Origin of the sequence: Bacteroides sp. M10 (genome assembly GCF_014334015.1) — a bacterium.
Taxonomy (GTDB): domain Bacteria; phylum Bacteroidota; class Bacteroidia; order Bacteroidales; family Bacteroidaceae; genus Bacteroides; species Bacteroides intestinigallinarum.
This window is the reverse complement of record NZ_CP060488.1, coordinates 2,644,744-2,665,016: the sequence shown is the minus strand read 5'-3', so window position 1 is coordinate 2,665,016 and position 20,273 is coordinate 2,644,744. Positions and strand designations below refer to the sequence as shown.

Below are 20,273 nucleotides of genomic sequence, written 5' to 3'. Positions count from 1 at the left end.
ATTTAGAATGTAATATCAATACCAAAATTGAATACCTTTTGAATAGGATACCAGGAAGCTCCGTCTCCGGATTTCGTTTCCGGATCAATATCCACATCACCCAGTTTATCAAAAGTCAACAGATTCAGACCTTGCACATAAATACGTGCCTGTTGCACATGGAATTTACGTAATAATTTGGGCGATACATTGTAACCAATTTCCACATTCTTAAGACGCAGGTAGGAAGCATCATACAAAAACAAACTGCTGTTTCCATTCTTGTTGTTATCATGTGTTCCATAATGCAATGCCGGATATTTGGCAGTAGCAGCCGTTTCCGGTGTCCAACGGTCCAGATGCATTTTCTTCACACGTCCGATCTTATCCTGTTCAAACTGCGGGAAGTCAAATACAGCCGCCCCATTCAACAGAATAGATGATTTTGTCGCACCTTGCAATAATACACTAAAATCAAAGTTCTTATACTGGAAACCGAAAGGAATACCGAACATCAGTTCCGGACTACGCGGATTTCCCATTACCGTACGGTCTTCATCATCAATCACTCCGTTACGATCCAAATCCTTATAAACAACATCTCCCGGAATTAATTGTCCCCACGGTTGATAACCGATCTTATTCAGGCGGTCAGCTTCTTCCTGATCGGCTACAAAATGATCGAACACATAGACAAAGTTTTCGTATAAACGTTTACCTGTCTCTTTACGCCAAGAGTTCTTGCGGGCAACTTCCGCCTTATATTCCAGACGGTTGCGGGAAAAAGTCAGGTTCGGACGGATATAATAACGGAAATCCTTTCCAATCTTATCATTCCAACTCAATTCGATATCCACACCGCGGTTGCTTACTTCACCCAGATTCTGTAAAGCTGCATCTTTACCTACAATGTCTGGATATCCCATGATACCATCACTGTTCATATCTGTAATAATGTCAAAACGATATTCGTAAAATGCATCTATCGTCAATGCCAAGCGTTGATTCAGGGTAGTAAAGTCGATACCGACATTCAGTTTACGTGCTTTCTCCCAAGTCAGATTCGCATTAGCCAGATTGCCTTCGGAAGTACCGCCTACATTCGTACCAAAGTTATTACCGAAATCATAACCACTGCCACCACCGTAGAAAGCCAGATACGGGAAACGGCTGCTGACATTGTCACTACCTACCAAACCATAGGAGGCTCTTACCTTCAGGAAGTCAATCCAGGAAGCCTTTTTCATAAATTCCTCTTCAGAGACTACCCAACCGATTGAACCAGCAGGGAAGAATCCGTAACGTTTGCCCGGCGCGAAGTTCTCGGAACCATTGTAACCGAAGTTAAATTCCATCAGATACTTCTGATTATAATAATAAGCAAAGCGTCCGGTGATACCCTGGCTATGATAAGCCAGTTCATTGTTAACAGTACGGTTACCACGGTTTGCCAATAACATGGCTGTCACTTCGTGATGGTTGCTAAACAAACGGTTGTAATCCAAACGTGCCTGTATATAAGTACGTCCGTCAGAAGCGTTATGACTGAATCCGTTGCCGATAGTCTGGTCAATATCATACTTGTTACCCGTTTTGTAAGCACCCGTATAGTGTCCGCCTGCCATATAAGCATCCGAGCCTTCAATCGGCATAAATGTTGCATACTTCGGATATTCACGATATCCGTCTTTGTAAGTATCCAGTTTGCGGTTTATCCAGCGTCCTTCGGAGGCGTCATAAGAGAACATCACTTCCGCCTTTAATCCTTTCGTCAGAAATTCCATATCCAGATTCATGGCAAAACTACCATTCAGATATGTGTTCTTTTCATTCAGATAACCGGTACGGCTCAATTCACCCAGAAGATTGTAACGGTAGATATTGTCACCATAAAGCATTCCACGAGGGTTTTGCTGAATGTATTCCTCATTCTGCGGATGCGCGTTTTCTTCCACCAGAATGGGCAGATATGGAGGCTGGGTAGCACAGATGGTCATCAGGCGACCGGCTGTTGTACCCGGTGCATTACGGTCGGTAATACGGGCACCCAAATCCAGACGGGTGCTCAAATAACGATTAATGTTAATATCGATGTTCGAACGGAAATTGTAACGGGTGAATTTAGTCTGTGAATCATATTCACCGGCATTCGCATATTTGTAGTTACCTCCTTGTGAAAAGTAATTGGCCAGTACATAATAACGTACCTTGTCCGTACCTCCACGGATGGAGAGGCTGACATCTTCCTGCAAGCCCGGTTTAAAGGCAAAATCATAATAATCCCAGTCATATCCCAAGCCATCGGAGTTATCCCCTTTGGCGCGGCGGAAATTGTCAATTGCCTGTTGAGAGAAAAGGTTCAAACTGCTGATGTCTGCGCCCGTCATCTTGGCATCGTTCAATCTGGCTTCATTATATAAAGTTGCATAATCGGCAGAGCCTAAATATTCGGGGAAACCAATCGGCTGGTTAATGCCGATAGAGGCTTTCAGGTTCACGGTTGCCTTTTCCGCTGCCTTACCACGTTTGGTAGTAATAACGATTACACCATTTGCACCACGGATACCATAAGCGGCAGTGGCGGAAGCATCTTTAAGAATAGTGAATGTTTCAATTTCATCCGGTGCGAGGTAACTCATGTCACGTTCGATTCCATCGACAATGACAATAGCGCTCTGGTTACCGTAAGTTGCCTTACCACGGATAAACAATTCACTTTGATCCACACCCGGTTCACCACCCGCATACTGGTTTACAATCAAACCCGGCAGACGTCCGGCAAGCGCATTGTTGATATTGGCAGTAGGACTCTGCGTCAGATCTTTCGTTGTGATGGTAGCCACAGAACCGATCATGGTTTCTTTACGTTGTTTGGTATAACCAACTACAACCACTTCCTGCAATGCTTTCGTATCTTCCTGCAATAAGACAGTCAGTTCTTTCTTTGCACCGGGAACAATCTCCTGTGGCTGGTAACCCAGATAAGAAAACACCAACGGAGCTTCCGCATAAGGCAGTTTAAGCGTAAACTTACCATCCATATCCGTAATCGTACCTGCATTGGCTACTCCTTTCACGACAACAGACACACCGATCAACGGATCATTTGTCGTCTTGTCCAATACCGTACCCGACACTGTTATCTTATTGCTTTGTGTGGCCTGCACCTTTGCCGTTCTTCCCGTTTGCGCCACACCCTGCAAAGGTATACCTGCAAGAAGAGTGCAAGAAACAGCCACCAGACAAATATTTCTTTTTATATGTATCATCTTTCTTTTCGATTTTCTATGTGTAATAAATCAATCTTATTCCTCTGCTTTCTTACCGAAATCCGGTCCGACCCAGTTGGCCTTTTCCGTTGCTTTACCTTGCACCCAGTCTTCATAACGGGCACGGATTTCAATCATTGTTGCTCCCGGGACTTCCGCATTCAAGGAGATTGTCAGGCGATCTTCCCTGTTGTCGCGATTACCAAAGGCCGGTGCTTTTGCCCAGTCGTACTCCCACACATAATAGCCTTCGGGATGAGCCAACGTCCAAAGCACATCAGAACAGCTGCGCAATGCAGCGATAAACTTATTCTTGGTCTTTTCCGGATAAAGGCTGTTAGTCGGCTGTTTCACCATATCCAGGAAGTAACGGACAAATATTCCACGGAATAAAAGATTATCTCCCGAATTTCCTTCACCACTGAATACCGGATAGTTAGAGTCCATTTTCTTATTTACCTGATAAGAGCCGAAAGCAACCGCATTACGAAGATATTCCTCCTCACCGGTAGCATTGTACAATTCCAAGGCAGCCGCCATAAATGTTCCCTGATTATAAGACAAGGCTACTTTATCAGGATCTCCCGGTGTACCGTCATCTTTAATACTCAAATTATCATATACCTGTCCGGTGGAAATATCACACAGATAAGCCGTCATCCAGTTGTATACCTCTTTGGCGAAGTTCAGGTAATAAGCAGCCTGCTCTTCCCAACCGTCTTTAGCCTCCTTAATGGTGAGCTGATATAACTTCATAGCCAACAGGCAACCGGGACCATTGGAACAAGACATACGCGAAGCCGGCGCATCCGTTTTCCATGCCATTCCTCCTGCCCCTTTGTAGTCATTCTTTGCTCCCTTGATATGATTCCACATCTTCATCAATGCACTGTAATAATCAGGATCACCAGTCAACTCGTATACCCGCAGGGAAGCTAGTGCCATCCATTCCATATCATCATAGAAGTTATTCCAAAAATCCTTGCCACCATAACCGCAATGCTCATTCCAGTCATCAAAAGCCGGCAGGAAAGGTTTCATGATGTTTTCATACAAATAAGTCTGATATTCGGGATTGTTCGCATGGCGGATATAAGCATCGGTGATAACATCCAATGCATGTCCCTGTGACCAACCACCGCTACCGCCTGTACTTGTTGGTTCTCCGGTTTCCGGTGTATTCGGTTTTTCCCAATAGATGCTTCCGCAAAAGGTATTCCGTCCACTGGCATTCTCATAGAAATATTTGATATATGTTCCTGTACTTTTGTCGGCTGCATCCGTCCAGTTCACATCCGACACATATTCGCCGGATGAGTTACCTTTGTAGATGTCTCCCAAATCGCCATCGTCACAAGCTGCGAATATTGCCAGTGCACCGCTTAACAGCAAAACTCTTTTTGATAATGATACTATATAGTTCTTCATATTATTATTAAGTTTTAATCTTCATTCGTTTCCGAAGCTACCCAACGGTGGGTATACGTTCCAAGCTCTGCGTTGAAATAAAGGGTTACATCGGTTTTCACCGTAGCATAATATACATTTCCCTGTATAGCACCCCACTGCAGTAATTCGTCGCAGAAACGGAAACTATAATCCCAGGCATCAGTACCCAATGCTAATTGATATAGATTATAATAACTCTTATCGGTATCCAAATTAGGCTGTCCCTTATCTCTTTCCTTATGTCCCCAACGGTAAGTCGTTCCGTTGATCTCCATCTTAAAGCTATGACGGGTTTCACCGCTTCCTGCCCAATCCTCTTTTTGCTTACGTGCTGTATAATTCTTCACACCCCATTTGCCATATCCCAGATAGTCGAAGTTTTGTCTGTACCCTCCAGACTGGTTATAAAGATATACGGCTCCTATCTCATCATAACTGATGGTTTGTTCACCCATATTGATGGTAATACGATAAATACCCGATTGAGGGACAGTCACCGTATATTCTTCACCATCGTTACGTTCACGCAGCACTCCATTATCGTCTACATAATAATAACACTTACGACCTTCGACAGTAGACATAAAGACAAACGGCTGGTTGGCTTTCAATTGAGTGAAAGTCTGATAGATTCCTTCATTCTGACGGAGCATTTGTTGTGCTTCCGCTTCATCACCATCATCTTCCGTACCCACACCCGTGATGTAAACCGGGTCATTTTCAGCAGGCATATCATCGATGCCATCCATCATGAAGATCACGAAATAGCCTTCCAGACTACTAAGAGCCTGATCCAATCCGCAATAAGCACGCACCTTCCAACGCAGTGTACCGTTGGTATTACAACGGAATTTAGCCAGTTTACCTATTGTGTTTGCCTGATAATGGGTTAAAGTCAACTGTGATTCCAAACCGTTATTGTCAGAAAAGATCGTTTCTACCGGTTTGGTAAAGTCGCCCCCGATCGTATCAATCAATACTTCATAACGATATACTGTATTTCCGTGTTTTTCGGTAGGCGTCCATTTCAGAACAATATCTGTCAACGAAGCACCCGAAAGTACTACCCGCTCGCCACTAGCCATTGCATCCATGGTTCTAACAGGTTCAGGCGGAACAATCGGTTCATAATCATCCAGATCAAATCCCGGATTCAGTTTATTGTCACAAGCCGTCAGTCCGATAAGAAAAAACAGCAGGGCAAATTTGATTAGTTTTTTTGTTATCATATTGTTTCTCATATTATTATATTCCTAGTTTTAGTATGAATGAGGACATTCAATTGGTTCAAAGCGGCTCTTATCTCCATTATAAGTTGCAGGAAGTTCCGCTCCCCAGGCAGGTTTATTTTCGCTTATATTCTGCAAACAAACTTGCGCATCCAATCCGTTGCCGCCATTTCCCCAATTTTCAAAAACTGTAGTACCTCCGACACCTTTCGAGAATACCCAATATCCCATCAAGTCAGAGTGTTCTTCTGCATTAAGGATTTTGCACATATTCGCTTTAATTTCACTTTCGTCCAACGCTCTCTTCCACATCCGTGCCTGATAAACTTTGCAATATCCTACCCGATATGAATCTCCGGAACGTCCAATCAACAGTGCTTTATCATTTCCACCTACATCTGTCAGATTGAGAGATGAATTAGGGGCACAATCCTCATAAGAGTTATCTGCAGGAGTCAACGTTTCTCTCACCCCGTTTATATACATTTTATAAGCCTCTTTAGTACTTGATTTCGTTCCATCATATACAATGGCTATATGATACCATTTACCCGGAGTCTTACGTCCACCTTCCGAATCATCGCAATAAATAGTTTGCTGACTACGGAAACGGGGATCACTCTTACCATTAATTTTAGTGGCTATTTCAAAACGCGGATTCACATCCTTAGCTTCTGCACGAAGCAGGAATACACTTTCCAAACCTATAAACGATTGCATAGAACGAGTATAAGTCGGATAGAACACAACCTCAAAAGTAAGCTGATTCATACTTTTCACCTCTGAATGTGATTCGGCATACTTTTTAATATCAATTTTAAAGCATACGTCATATTCCATACGATAACATACCGGATTCACATAAACTGGTAACGTCAATTTCTGACCTGCCGGATCAGACAGTTCCAGTGTGGTAGTCCCGAGCTTCTTTCCTGTTAGTTTTAACTTGGTAGCCCCGCCTTCCGTAATCAATTCAGCGGTTTTCAAATAGGTTTTATTATCATCTGTGAGTTGTGCCAACTTATAATCACCATTTCCTCTGATAATAGCTATTTCTGTAGATGCCTCATAACCACCGATGATTAAAGAAGTTGCTTCATTTTCCAGTTTAAGGTTATACGGATTCACTTTCACCGCAATCTCCTCCACAGAACCTTTCTGGTCTGTCACAATCACTTTCACATTACCTCTAGCTTTGGGTTTCAAGGTAATCAGATTCTCTTTTTCAGTAGCTTCCACAATCGTTGCATCCGTAGTAGGCTCACCGTCTCCCACCTGATAAGTGAAACTATATCCGCCATTACCTCTCTCAATAGAGATATATTGAGATTCGGCATCCGGTTCGGCAAAAGTGGCTTCATTGCTTTTCAGTGTCAGATCCACTATATTCACTACCACAGGAATAGTGATTGTCTTACCTTTCTTATCTGTTATCGTAATATTTACCGGATCAGCTCCAGTCTCAAACTTGGCAGTCAACGGAATAACCTGTCCGGATAATTCGCCCACTTCCAAAAACTTATCAGCGCCTTCCGGTATGGAAATCTGATAATCTCCGTTACCGGTCAAAATCTTCACCAGTCTCTTTTCACCGATAAAGAGGTCAAAACCTTCTTCCGGTGCATCTACCGTCAAATCCCAGAGTTTTGCTACCCGAACCAGCACTCTAGCTACCTTCTTACGTCCGTCTACTATTAATATAGTAGTTTCCGTACGGTTATTTTCTTCCAACTGGCTATTTTCGGTAGCTTTAATAGTCACCTTATTACCATTGATTGTAGCCGTCGCCACGTTTTCATCAAATGGCTTCACATAATAATCGCCATTACCGGAGGTGATACTCACCGTAATTTCGTCTCCTTGTAGTAGTGTCACCGAATTATTATCGACAACCAGATCTGTTGCCGGTTTCACTTCCTGTTCTTCTTTATCATCACTGCACGATACCATAAAAAATGGAATGGTCAATGCTGAAAGAAATAAAAAACTAAGTTTCCTTTTCATTAGATTAAAGATTAATAAATTAATACTTTTCAAGTTTATCTATTTAAAAACTTCGATGAGACAAAGATAAAATCACTAAACTCTACCAAAAGAAAATTAACTATCCTTTTTTACCTTTTGGCACGGATATTTACTATATTAACACGGATATTTACTTCTTCTTTTTCTTTAAAAATTCCCGCCACAGGCTACTGCTGAACCTCTTCCAAATGTTTCATCCGAAACTCTTTTGGCGTGCACTCATACTTTTCACGGAACACCTTAAAGAAAGTAACTTTGTTCGAGAATCCCGAATCGAATACAATTTCATCAATCGTCTTTTTAGTGGTCAGCAATAAATCTTTCGCTATGTGCAAACGACATTCCTTAATCAGATCGGTCGGGCTATCCTCTCCTATCTCTTCCATCTTCCGATAAAGACTCCGGGGACTGATTGCCAGTCGATCGGCGATATAACGCGGAGTCAAATCTTTGTTCGTTATATTATCATTGATAATCTTCAAAACCGACTGAAGGAACTTCTTCGACTCTTTATGCGTCAACTTCCCGTCCGACTTTTCAAAAGAACTGATCGGCGAACTGAAATAATTTTTCAACACCTCTTTCCGTTCTATCACCTGACAGACAGAGATACGAAGATACTCCGCACTAAACGGTTTTGTGATATACATTTCCGCACCGGCAGAAAGGGCTTCCATCTGTTGTTCCATCTCGTGTCGTCCGGAAACCACAATAATAGGAATATGCGCCGTCTCTTTCACCGATTTAATCCGCCTGGTCAGTTCAATGCCACCCATTCCCGGCATCATGACATCACAGATAATCACATTCGGATAAACCTCATTCATCACCTGATCCAGCCGTTCAGGATCTTGCAAGGTTACCACATTGAAGTCAGCCGAGAAGATTTCTCCAATAAACCATAGCATTTCGATTTCATCATCGACAACCAAAAGCGTAGGACGCATCTTATCAAACTCATACTGGGGAAGTTTCAGTATCGATTGAGTATCTATCTTAGGGATGTATTCCGCTGTGAGCCGCTTGGTTTCCACCACTCCGGTAGTCAGTTCCACGACCGGCAAGGTTAGTGTAAACATCACCCATCCGTCAGGAGTATTTTCCACTTTCAACGTACCATTCAGCAACTTTGCCATATTATAAGAGATGGCTAGCCCCAGTCCGTTCCGTGAAAAGTTCTTTTCATCCTGATTCTCAAAATTATCCAAAATGGCATACCGATTAAAAATATACTGAAAATCCTTTTCCTTGATGGTACTTCCTTCATTCGCTACACGAAGAGTCAGCATGTTTTCCCCGCTCGTATCCACTTCAATCTTGATACTTTGTCCGTCGGGAGTATATTTAAAGGCATTAGAAATCAGATTAATAATAATTGTATTCAGGAATCCTTTGTCCGAGTTCCACATCACCTGTTCGGGTATCTTGCTCAAGAAAGTGATGTTTCTGGATTTAGCCATCTCGACAAACGTTTTGGCTATTCCTTTCACAATGGAAGACACATTCAATGACTCAATCCGTACTTCCCTGTTTCCCGTTTCAATCCGACGGAATTCGATCAACTCATGAATCAGGTTGTTGAGACGCTCCGCATTCGTCTGAATCATCTGTACGTAGTCTACGACAAATTTACTAAGTCCCTTCGATGAAAGGATTCGTCCGCAAGGACCATAAATCAAAGTCAACGGAGTACAAAATTCATGTGCGATATTAGTAAAGAAACGAAGTTTGGACTCAAAGACATTCTTTTGATGGCGTTTCTCTATCTCGTTCAGCAATTCCTGCTTTTTACGTTTGGAACGCAGGATAAAGGAACGTATCAGTAAGGCTGCCAGTAAAAGCAGACAAAAGGCATAAATCAAATAAGCCCACCAGGAAGCATACCACGGATCGCCTATACGAATGACCAGGGAATAGACATCACTCTCTTTATCAAAAACACTATTGTAATATTTCACCAGTAAGGTATATTCGCCGGGAGCCATATTCGTAAAAGAGACTCCGCTTTCCGAACCATTGTTTACCCATTGGTCACTCAATCCTTTCAGTTTATAAAAATAGGTACAGTTATTACCATTCAGATAATCCACAGAGGCAAATGAAACAGAAAAGAAATTCTGGTCATACTGCAAATTCAAGACTTCAGTTTCTTTTTTCCGAGTGAGAAATTCGCCCAGATTGTATTGTTCACCGAAGATAGACAGCTTATCAAAATAAACAGGAGGCATATAAAGCTGCTCCGGACGGCCATCCGCCCGGATAGCTACGACTCCATTGATTCCGCCAAAGAACAGAGTACCAGTCCGGGAATCCCGAAAAGCGGCACCGTCACTAAACTCTACCACTTTTAAACCATCTCCAAAGCCATACGAACGAAAGACATTCCGTTTCGTATCGAAATTGATTAATCCGAGATTGGTGCTCAACCAGAAGTTGTCGGACGAGTTTCTAAGAATTGCATGAATGGTATTATTCAGGAAACCATTCTTGGCATTGAAGAGCTGATAAGAAGTTTCCGAAGTGTACTTTATCAATCCGTAGCTCGTTCCAAAAAGATAGTTATTGCTGCTGTCTTTACTGATGGCGAGAATATTATTCAGGGTCATGTTTTCGTATTTATGAGTAGACACCGGTTCCAGGCCGTTCGTCGTTTCGTTATAACGGAACACCCCATATCCTTTATTACCAAACAACAAGTTGGCTTCATTCTCTGCATAAATAGTAAAGAAATAGTTCGATCCCAGTTCGCCGTCATTGATGATGTAACGTTGCGCATCCACAATCACCGGATTGTCCGGTGTTCCGGCAATACGAGCCTTCACCACTCCCATGCCGACACTCGCCAGCCACAGTTCGGAATCTGCTGTTTCGTAAATGTCATGGATGTATTTAAAATCTTCGTTACCGATCCGTATCGGTATACTCTTGATACGTTTTTCCCGATATGAATAATAAGTTAGTCCTTCTTCGTCTCCTATCCAAAGCAAATTCCGGTGGCTCTTGGCAAAACAATAAACGGCATTACTACTCAAAGCACTATTAGAGGTAGTCAACACCTCTGCCCGGCAGTCGGAGATGTTTTTATCGAATTCGTAATCATAGATTTTAAGAATTCCGTTTCCTTTGGTTCCCACCCAGAAAGTACGTTCATCATCAAGATAGATGGCACGCACGGGGCGTTCTATTTTCTCGGTGTAATTGCTAAGCACCATTGATTTGATAGAATAAAGCGGGTTCGAATAAAGATAAACGCCCTGCCCGTCAGTACCAATCCAAACAACATCCTGAAAACGGTCTTTCTTGAGACAGAATACACCGCTGTTGATAGGTAACGACTGAATTTGATAATGCTCTGTCTCCTTCTGTTTCTCCAACAGGAGAATACCATCCATCAAAAAGCCCACAAAATAGCTGTTATGATAATGAACGATGGACGAAATTTTGCCACGTTCCTGTATTTCCTTACCCAGATTGGCAATAAATTCATTCTTCTGGGTCGGAATATGGAAAGCATAAAAATTAAATTCCTTGTCTATGTAATAAAGAGATTGCTCGTCATTGAAACAATAAATCAAGGAAGTCTGATAAATCAGGTTTGTTTTCTGGGGTAACAGGGTGATATCTCCCGATGCGGCTTCCTGCTGTATGTCATAACAGCGGTTGTATCCTTTCATGACTACCCACATCCGGTTGTTACCGTCGATAAAGAAGTTTACGATATCGGAAATCGGGATTCCCGTGATGTTGATTTTCTTGAAGACTCCTTCTTTTTTATGATAATAATAGATGCAGTTACTATCCTGGATAATGAACAGATTGCCATGACTATCCTTATTCATAAAGAAGAGTTTCTGAAATTCATTATAGTGAGTGATTGTATTGGTTTTCCGGTTCAAACGGTTCAACCCATAGTAGGTTTGAATCCAGTAAATATCTTCGCCCGTATACACAATATTGTCAATCAGATTACCAGATAAGTAATCCTCCTTGTCACGAGTCTTAAATTCCTCAATCTCCTGTCCATCATAAATATTCAGTCCGTCGCAGGTTCCGATCCACATCAATCCACGCTCATCCTGGCACAGAGATGTAATCGAACTATTAGACATATACTCTTTATCTGCAACTTGCTTCAAATTATAAGCATAAGCGTTATGTATCAACAGATTAAGAAAAAATAATAGAATAAAAACCGACTGTTTTCCCATAGTGTATTATTCTTAGATTTGCTATATGACAAAGGTAAACAAAAAAACATTCCGAGCTTTTTTTTGGCCGGAATATAAGTAAGGCTCCGTGCCAGAGTAGTTAATTTCAGCGACAAGAGGCGATTTAGCCCCTCTATTACTAGAAGCACATTCCTTTTCTCCCTATTTTCGTCGTAGAAATTATTTTCAAATCTATAAATTCATTTGTTCATGAAAACACATTTTTCATTTAAACACTTGCTATTTCTTGGAGGTGCCGTGTTGTACAGCCTGCAATCTTCTGCCGTTAAGAATCCGGTAGACTATGTCAGCACACTGGTAGGCACTCAATCCAAGTTTGAACTGTCTACCGGAAACACGTATCCGGCTACGGCATTGCCGTGGGGAATGAATTTCTGGACACCGCAGACCGGTAAAATGGGAGACGGTTGGGCGTACACGTATGATGCCGACAAAATCCGGGGATTCAAACAAACACATCAGCCCAGTCCCTGGATGAACGACTACGGGCAGTTTGCCATCATGCCTATCACAGGCGGACTGGTATTCGATCAAGACCGACGTGCCAGTTGGTTCTCTCACAAAGCGGAAGTTGCCAAACCTTATTATTATAAGGTGTACCTTGCCGACCATGATGTAACAACCGAGCTTGCTCCTACGGAGCGTGCCGTCATGTTCCGTTTCACGTATCCGGAGACAAAGAATGCCTACGTGATTGTAGACGCTTTCGACAAAGGTTCTTATGTGAAAGTGATTCCGGAAGAAAACAAGATTATCGGCTATTCAACCAAGAATAGCGGCGGTGTGCCGGAAAACTTCAAAAACTATTTCGTGATTCAATTCGACAAACCGTTCACATTCGTTTCCACAGTTTTCGAAAACAACATTCTTCCGAATGAAACAGAAGCAAAAGGAAACCACACAGGGGCCGTGATCGGATTCGCCACGAAAAAGGGAGAAATCGTACACGCACGTATTGCTTCCTCCTTTATCAGCTCCGAACAGGCGGAGTTGAATCTCAAAGAGCTTGGCAAAAACAGTTTCGACCAACTGGTAGCGAACGGAAGAGAGATCTGGAACCGTGAAATGAGTAAAATAGAGATAGAAGACGATAATATCGATAATTTACGCACCTTCTATTCCTGTTTATATCGTTCCATGCTTTTTCCACGCAGTTTCTACGAGATAGATGCTAAGGGACAAGTCATGCATTACAGCCCCTACAACGGCGAAGTGCGTCCCGGTTATATGTTTACCGACACCGGATTCTGGGACACGTTCCGTTGCCTGTTCCCTTTCCTCAACCTGATGTATCCGTCAATGAATCAAAAGATGCAGGAGGGACTAGTAAATACTTACAAGGAAAGCGGTTTCCTGCCGGAATGGGCCAGCCCGGGACATCGGGATTGTATGGTAGGCAACAACTCGGCTTCCGTAGTGGCCGACGCTTACATCAAAGGATTGCGCGGATATGATATCGAAACTCTTTGGGAAGCATTGAAACATGGAGCAAATGCACATCTTCGCGGGACTGCTTCAGGTCGTCTCGGTTACGAATCTTACAACCAACTGGGATATGTTGCCAACAATATCGGCATAGGACAAAACGTTGCACGTACATTGGAGTATGCTTACAACGACTGGGCAATTTATACATTAGGTAAGAAACTCGGTAAACCGGAGAGCGAAATCGACATTTATAAGAAACACGCGCTGAACTACAAAAATGTCTATCACCCGGAACGCAAACTGATGGTTGGCAAAGATAACAAAGGCGTATTCAATCCGAATTTCGATGCAGTGGACTGGAGCGGTGAATTTTGCGAAGGGAATAGCTGGCACTGGAGCTTCTGCGTATTCCACGACCCGCAAGGACTTATCAACCTGATGGGAGGCAAGAAAGAATTCAACGCGATGATGGATTCTGTTTTTGTCATCCCGGGTAAACTGGGAATGGAAAGCCGCGGCATGATTCACGAAATGCGTGAAATGCAAGTAATGAACATGGGGCAATATGCGCATGGCAACCAGCCTATTCAGCACATGGTATATCTCTACAATTATTCAAGCGAACCCTGGAAAGCTCAATACTGGATACGTGAGATTATGAACAAACTATATACCGCCGGTCCCGACGGTTATTGCGGTGACGAAGACAACGGACAGACTTCCGCCTGGTATGTATTCTCCGCACTCGGTTTCTATCCGGTTTGCCCGGGAACGGATGAATATATCATAGGAACCCCGCTCTTTAAATCAGCGAAGTTACATTTGGAGAACGGAAAGACCATCACGATCAAGGCAGATAACAACCAGCTTGACAACCGCTACATCAAGGAAATGAAAGTAAACGGGAAATCACAAACCCGTAATTTCCTTACACATGACCAGCTGATTAAAGGTGCTAATATTCAATTTCAAATGAGCCCCGTGCCCAATAAACAACGGGGAACCACAGAAAAAGATGTACCTTACTCTCTTTCGTTTGAATAAAATATTGTACTTTTGGAGATCAATGAATTATCTACCAAACAAACTATAAAAACATGAAACTGAAAAGCCTTTTACTAATTGCCCTTGTTGCGATCGTCTTTTGCGGTTGCCAAAGTAACTATCAGCCTACTTCTATCACCGTTGCCTCCTACAATTTGAGAAACGCCAACGGTGGCGATTCAATCAACGGAAACGGTTGGGGACAACGTTACCCGGTCATTGCCCAAATAGTGCAATACCACGATTTCGATATTTTCGGCACGCAGGAGTGCTTTATTCATCAACTGAAAGATATGAAAGAAGCATTACCCGGTTATGATTATATCGGTGTAGGCCGCGACGACGGCAAAGAGAAAGGTGAACATTCTGCTATTTTCTATCGCACAGACAAGTTTGATGTGATAGAGAAAGGTGATTTCTGGTTATCGGAAACTCCCGACGTGCCGAGCAAAGGATGGGATGCCGTGTTGCCTCGTATTTGCAGTTGGGGACACTTCAAATGCAAGGATACCGGCTTCGAATTCCTTTTCTTCAACCTGCACATGGACCATATCGGCAAGAAAGCACGCGTGGAAAGTGCGTTCCTCGTACAGGACAAGATGAAAGAACTTGGCAAAGACAAAGAGCTTCCGGCCATCCTGACGGGAGACTTCAATGTCGACCAGACCCACCAGTCTTATGATGCTTTTGTGAGCAAAGGGGTGTTGTGCGACTCTTACGAGAAGGCCGGCTTCCGCTATGCTATCAACGGCACGTTCAACGACTTCGACCCGAACAGCTTTACGGAAAGCCGTATCGACCATGTATTCGTTTCTCCGTCTTTCCTAGTGAAAAGATATGGTGTGCTGACGGATACTTACCGCAGCATCGTAGGCAAGGGAGAAAAGAAGCAGGCGAACGATTGCCCGGAAGAAATCGACATCAAGACTTATCAGGCGCGCACTCCTTCAGACCATTTCCCCGTAAAGGTGGAACTGGAATTTGACCAGCGTCAGCAGAAATAATCTTTGTATCTAGTTATAACCTGAAAGTTTCACCACACAACCCGATATTCCTATGAGAAATATATGTTTTGTAGCCTGTATGTTATTTTGCCTTACTTCCGCAGTGGGAAAGACACCGGGAAATACCCGTTATCTTTCTATTGCCGACTCGATTCTATCTAATGTATTGAATCTCTATCAGACGAATGACGGACTACTAACAGAAACGTATCCTGTCAATCCCGACCAAAAAATTACTTATCTGGCGGGCGGAACGCAGCAGAACGGAATGCTGAAGGCTTCTTTTCTATGGCCGTATTCGGGGATGATGTCGGGTTGTGTGGCTTTGTACAAAGTGACCGGAAACAAGAAGTACAAAAAGATTCTCGAGAAAAGAATTCTACCGGGGATGGAACAGTATTGGGATAACAGCCGCCTGCCGGCCTGTTATCAGTCATACCCCACCAAGTACGGGCAGCACGGACGTTATTATGACGATAACATCTGGATTGCACTGGATTACTGCGATTATTACCAACTGACTCACAAGCCTGCATCTTTGGAAAAAGCCGTTGCATTGTATCAATATATCTACAGTGGATGGAGCGACGAGATAGATGGTGGCATCTTTTGGTGTGAACAGCAGAAGGAAGCGAAACATACTTGTTCCAATGCACCGTCTACTGTGCTCGGCGTCAAGTTGTACCGGCTGACGAAGAATACCAAATACCTCGAAAAAGCAAAAGAGACGTATGCCTGGACGAAAAAGCATCTATGCGACCCTATCGACCATCTTTACTGGGATAACATCAACCTGAAAGGGAAAGTTTCCAAAGAGAAGTACGCCTACAACAGTGGACAGATGATTCAGGCGGGTGTATTACTCTATGAGGAAACAGGAGATGAACAGTATTTGCGCGATGCACAGCAAACAGCCGCAGGAACAGATGCCTTTTTCCGCACAAAAGCCGATAAAAAAGACCCGACTGTCAAAGTGCATAAAGACATGGCCTGGTTTAACGTGATTCTGTTCAGAGGACTGAAAGCTCTGTACAAGATTGACAAGAATCCTGCGTATGTCGATGCGATGGTGGAGAATGCGCTTCACGCCTGGGAAAACTACCGGGATGAAAACGGATTATTAGGCAGGGATTGGTCGGGACACAACAAGGAGCAGTATAAATGGCTGCTCGACAATGCCTGTCTGATTGAATTCTTTGCAGAGATTTAACACTTCTTCTCCGCAACACTTTCATAATCAATACTAATCAACAAAAAAAGACTATTACCATGAATATAACTAAAGCCTTTTGTTTGTCCATAGCACTCTTGGGTGCTAGCAATATGCAGGCTATAACAAACAGTGATTTTGTCATCCAACAAGATAATACCAAAATCAACAACTATCAGACGAACCGTCCGGAAGCATCGAAACGTCTGTTTGTCTCGCAAGCTGTGGAACAACAGATTGCGCATATCAAGCAACTTCTGACGAATGCCCGCTTGGCATGGATGTTCGAAAACTGTTTCCCGAACACACTGGATACTACTGTTCATTTTGACGGTAAAGATGATACGTTTGTTTATACTGGTGACATCCACGCCATGTGGTTGCGCGATTCGGGTGCACAAGTATGGCCTTACGTGCAACTCGCCAACAAAGACGCAGAACTGAAAAAAATGCTCGCCGGCGTTATCAAACGTCAGTTCAAGTGTATCAATATCGACCCGTATGCCAATGCTTTCAACATGAATTCCGAAGGCGGCGAATGGATGAGCGACCTTACGGACATGAAGCCCGAACTGCACGAACGCAAATGGGAAATCGACTCGCTCTGTTATCCTATCCGTCTCGCTTATCATTACTGGAAGACGACGGGAGATGCCAGTATATTCTCCGACGAATGGCTTACAGCCATCGCCAAGGTTCTGAAAACGTTTAAGGAACAGCAACGAAAAGAAGATCCGAAAGGTCCTTATCGTTTCCAACGTAAAACGGAACGTGCACTCGATACGATGACCAACGACGGCTGGGGTAATCCTGTAAAGCCGGTCGGACTGATTGCTTCTGCTTTCCGTCCTTCGGATGATGCTACAACTTTCCAGTTTCTCGTTCCGTCCAACTTCTTTGCTGTAACTTCATTGCGCAAAGCTGCCGAAATTCTGAATACGGTCAACAAGAAACCTGATTTAGCTAAAGAATGTACTACACTGTCTAACGAAGTGGAAGCAGCCCTGAAAAAGTATGCGGTTTACAATCATCCGAAATATGGCAAAATCTATGCTTTCGAAGTGGACGGTTTCGGCAATCAACTGTTAATGGATGATGCCAATGTGCCGAGTCTCATTGCCCTGCCTTATCTTGGGGATGTGAAAGTGAACGATCCTATCTATCAGAATACCCGTAAGTTTGTATGGAGCGAAGATAATCCTTACTTCTTCAAAGGTACTGCCGGCGAAGGAATTGGCGGTCCGCACATCGGATATGATATGATTTGGCCCATGAGTATTATGATGAAAGCATTCACCAGTCAAAACGACGCAGAAATCAAGACCTGCATCAAAATGCTGATGGATACGGATGCCGGAACAGGGTTCATGCATGAATCTTTCCACAAGAACGACCCGAAAAACTTTACTCGTTCTTGGTTTGCATGGCAAAATACGCTGTTCGGAGAACTAATCCTAAAACTCGTGAATGAAGGAAAGGTAGACTTACTGAATAGTATTCAATAGTCTTCTATTATGTTTTTATTGTATTCCTGCTTATGAGATAACTGTTTCTAACCTTGAAGCTTACGCTTCCAAAGTAGTTTCAAGGTTGAAGAACTTTAGTTTCACGCCTTTGAAACCACAGTTTCAAGTAAGAGAAACTAGAGTTTCTCACCGATGAAACTAAAGTTTCCCGCTGACGAAACAAAAGTTTCAAGCAATAGAACTTTTAGTTTCAAGTACTGAAACTCTCTCTTCCGTAATAGTCTGATAATCCTTGAATACCGCTCCGGATAGAGAAATAAATACCCACATAGCAGAGAAGCAATAAAATCCTTACTTTCGACAAGGTGACAGCAAAGTTGTCGTCACCTTGCCATCACATCATGCTGTCACACTGCAGTATATTTATAATCAATCATTTATATCCAATCAGGTGACAGATGACAGCATTTTATTTATTTTCCAATTTATATGTAGAGAGTATATGACTCCTAAAAAATAAATGCCCCATATAATATGAACAATATGAAATCAACTTTTTTATTCCTACTTACTACAACCATGATGACTTGTACTGTCTACGGACAGTCTTCCAACCATAAAGAGAACCAATTACCCGATTGGGCCTTCGGTGGTTTTGAACGTCCAAAGAATGTCAATCCGGTAATATCTCCTATAGAAAACACCAAGTTTTACTGTCCATTGACCAAAGATTCTATTGCGTGGGAATCGAACGATACATTCAATCCGGCTGCTACACTCTACAATGGTGAGATTGTCGTGTTATACCGTGCAGAAGATAAATCAGGTGTCGGTATCGGACACCGGACTTCCCGTCTCGGTTATGCCACTTCTACCGACGGCACACATTTCCAACGGGAAAAGACTCCTGTATTCTATCCGGATAATGATTCACAAAAAGAGTTGGAATGGCCCGGCGGCTGCGAAGACCCACGAATTGCCGTAACCGATGACGGATTATATGTAATGATGTACACCCAATGGAATCGCCATGTGCCTCGCCTGGCAGTAGCGACCTCTCGCAACCTAAAAGACTGGACAAAACACGGTCCTGCTTTTGCCAAAGCATTTGATGGAAAGTTCTTCAACCTGGGTTGTAAGTCCGGCTCTATCCTGACCGAAGTTGTTAAAGGGAAGCAGATTATCAAGAAAATCAACGGGAAATACTTTATGTACTGGGGAGAAGAGCATGTATTCGCAGCTACTTCCGATGACTTAATCCACTGGACACCGATTGTCAACATTGACGGCTCCCTAAAAAAGCTGTTTTCTCCCCGTGACGGCTACTTTGACAGCCATCTCACCGAATGTGGGCCTCCAGCTATCTACACTCCGAAAGGAATCGTCCTTCTTTATAATGGTAAGAACCATTCAGGAAGAGGTGACAAACGCTATACCGCCAATGTCTATGCTGCCGGACAAGCGCTCTTCGACGCCAATGATCCTACCCGCTTTATCACCCGTCTCGACGAACCGTTCTTCCGCCCGATGGACAGCTTTGAAAAGAGTGGGCAATATGTGGATGGAACCGTATTTATCGAAGGAATGGTCTACTTCAAAAACAAATGGTATTTGTATTATGGTTGTGCTGACTCCAAAGTAGGAGTAGCCGTTTATGATCCGAAACGGCCGGCAAAGGCTGATCCGCTGCCATAGTTATAAAAATAATCCTGATTACATTCTTTTTTAAAGGAAAGATGTAATCAGGACTAACTTATTTCTTAAAACTATATCCCCAAAAACGGATGAAAACAGTAAGTTCTTGTTAAGGATTTGCTTTTCAGCCGTTTCTAGTATAAAATAAAGCTTTCCGAAGCAGAATTAAATGCTACAATCGGAAAGCCTTATAATACCTATTGAAAACTGAATTGAATATTGAGAACCAGCTTTATTCTTTCATTG

10 protein-coding genes are annotated in these 20,273 nt (G+C 43.0%); 5 read left to right on the top strand and 5 right to left on the bottom strand.

The window, feature by feature from the left end; translation table 11 throughout:
• Positions 1–2 precede the first annotated feature (2 nt).
• From H8796_RS09425 to H8796_RS09405, 5 genes are all read right to left on the bottom strand, one after another.
• Entirely contained in the window at positions 3–3,248 is a 3,246-nt protein-coding gene (locus H8796_RS09425) for a TonB-dependent receptor (protein WP_117936079.1), read from the bottom strand.
• Positions 3,249–3,284: 36 nt separating this feature from the next.
• Entirely contained in the window at positions 3,285–4,676 is a 1,392-nt protein-coding gene (locus H8796_RS09420) for a glycoside hydrolase family 76 protein (RefSeq protein WP_004313036.1), read from the bottom strand.
• Positions 4,677–4,690: 14 nt separating this feature from the next.
• On the bottom strand, positions 4,691–5,938 hold the full coding sequence (locus H8796_RS09415) for a SusE domain-containing protein (RefSeq protein WP_117936081.1): 1,248 nt from the start codon (positions 5,936–5,938) through the stop codon (positions 4,691–4,693).
• A gap of 18 nt (positions 5,939–5,956) precedes the next feature.
• On the bottom strand, positions 5,957–7,930 hold the full coding sequence (locus H8796_RS09410) for a LamG-like jellyroll fold domain-containing protein (protein ID WP_117936083.1): 1,974 nt from the start codon (positions 7,928–7,930) through the stop codon (positions 5,957–5,959).
• A gap of 188 nt (positions 7,931–8,118) precedes the next feature.
• The gene (locus H8796_RS09405; protein WP_117936084.1) at positions 8,119–12,159 is read right to left on the bottom strand and encodes a response regulator; all 4,041 of its coding nucleotides are present in this window, start codon (positions 12,157–12,159) and stop codon (positions 8,119–8,121) included.
• 210 nt (positions 12,160–12,369) lie between these two features.
• On the opposite strand from H8796_RS09405, the gene H8796_RS09400 reads away from it, so the two are divergent.
• The 5 genes from H8796_RS09400 to H8796_RS09380 all read left to right on the top strand — a co-directional run bounded on the left by H8796_RS09400 (position 12,370) and on the right by H8796_RS09380 (position 20,027).
• On the top strand, positions 12,370–14,652 hold the full coding sequence (locus tag H8796_RS09400; RefSeq protein WP_117936085.1) for a GH92 family glycosyl hydrolase: 2,283 nt from the start codon (positions 12,370–12,372) through the stop codon (positions 14,650–14,652).
• 53 nt (positions 14,653–14,705) lie between these two features.
• On the top strand, positions 14,706–15,656 hold the full coding sequence (locus tag H8796_RS09395) for an endonuclease/exonuclease/phosphatase family protein (protein WP_117936087.1): 951 nt from the start codon (positions 14,706–14,708) through the stop codon (positions 15,654–15,656).
• A gap of 52 nt (positions 15,657–15,708) precedes the next feature.
• Positions 15,709–16,866, top strand: coding sequence for a glycoside hydrolase family 76 protein (locus H8796_RS09390; protein WP_117936089.1), 1,158 nt, complete (start codon positions 15,709–15,711; stop codon positions 16,864–16,866).
• Between the two features lie 59 nt (positions 16,867–16,925).
• A complete protein-coding gene (locus H8796_RS09385; RefSeq protein WP_117936091.1) occupies positions 16,926–18,371 on the top strand; it encodes a glycoside hydrolase family 125 protein in 1,446 nt (481 codons plus the stop codon).
• Positions 18,372–18,866: 495 nt separating this feature from the next.
• Positions 18,867–20,027 carry a glycoside hydrolase family 130 protein gene (locus H8796_RS09380; protein ID WP_187343963.1) on the top strand — a complete coding sequence of 387 codons (1,161 nt, stop codon included), beginning with the start codon at positions 18,867–18,869 and terminating at the stop codon, positions 20,025–20,027.
• Positions 20,028–20,273 lie beyond the last annotated feature (246 nt).

Coding starts and splice junctions, on each gene's coding strand:
- H8796_RS09425 (WP_117936079.1), bottom strand. CDS start 3,248: ATGATACATATAAAAAGAAATATTTGTCTGGTGGCTGTTTCTTGCACT.
- H8796_RS09420 (WP_004313036.1), bottom strand. CDS start 4,676: ATGAAGAACTATATAGTATCATTATCAAAAAGAGTTTTGCTGTTAAGC.
- H8796_RS09415 (WP_117936081.1), bottom strand. CDS start 5,938: ATGAGAAACAATATGATAACAAAAAAACTAATCAAATTTGCCCTGCTG.
- H8796_RS09410 (WP_117936083.1), bottom strand. CDS start 7,930: ATGAAAAGGAAACTTAGTTTTTTATTTCTTTCAGCATTGACCATTCCA.
- H8796_RS09405 (WP_117936084.1), bottom strand. CDS start 12,159: ATGGGAAAACAGTCGGTTTTTATTCTATTATTTTTTCTTAATCTGTTG.
- H8796_RS09400 (WP_117936085.1), top strand. CDS start 12,370: ATGAAAACACATTTTTCATTTAAACACTTGCTATTTCTTGGAGGTGCC.
- H8796_RS09395 (WP_117936087.1), top strand. CDS start 14,706: ATGAAACTGAAAAGCCTTTTACTAATTGCCCTTGTTGCGATCGTCTTT.
- H8796_RS09390 (WP_117936089.1), top strand. CDS start 15,709: ATGAGAAATATATGTTTTGTAGCCTGTATGTTATTTTGCCTTACTTCC.
- H8796_RS09385 (WP_117936091.1), top strand. CDS start 16,926: ATGAATATAACTAAAGCCTTTTGTTTGTCCATAGCACTCTTGGGTGCT.
- H8796_RS09380 (WP_187343963.1), top strand. CDS start 18,867: ATGAACAATATGAAATCAACTTTTTTATTCCTACTTACTACAACCATG.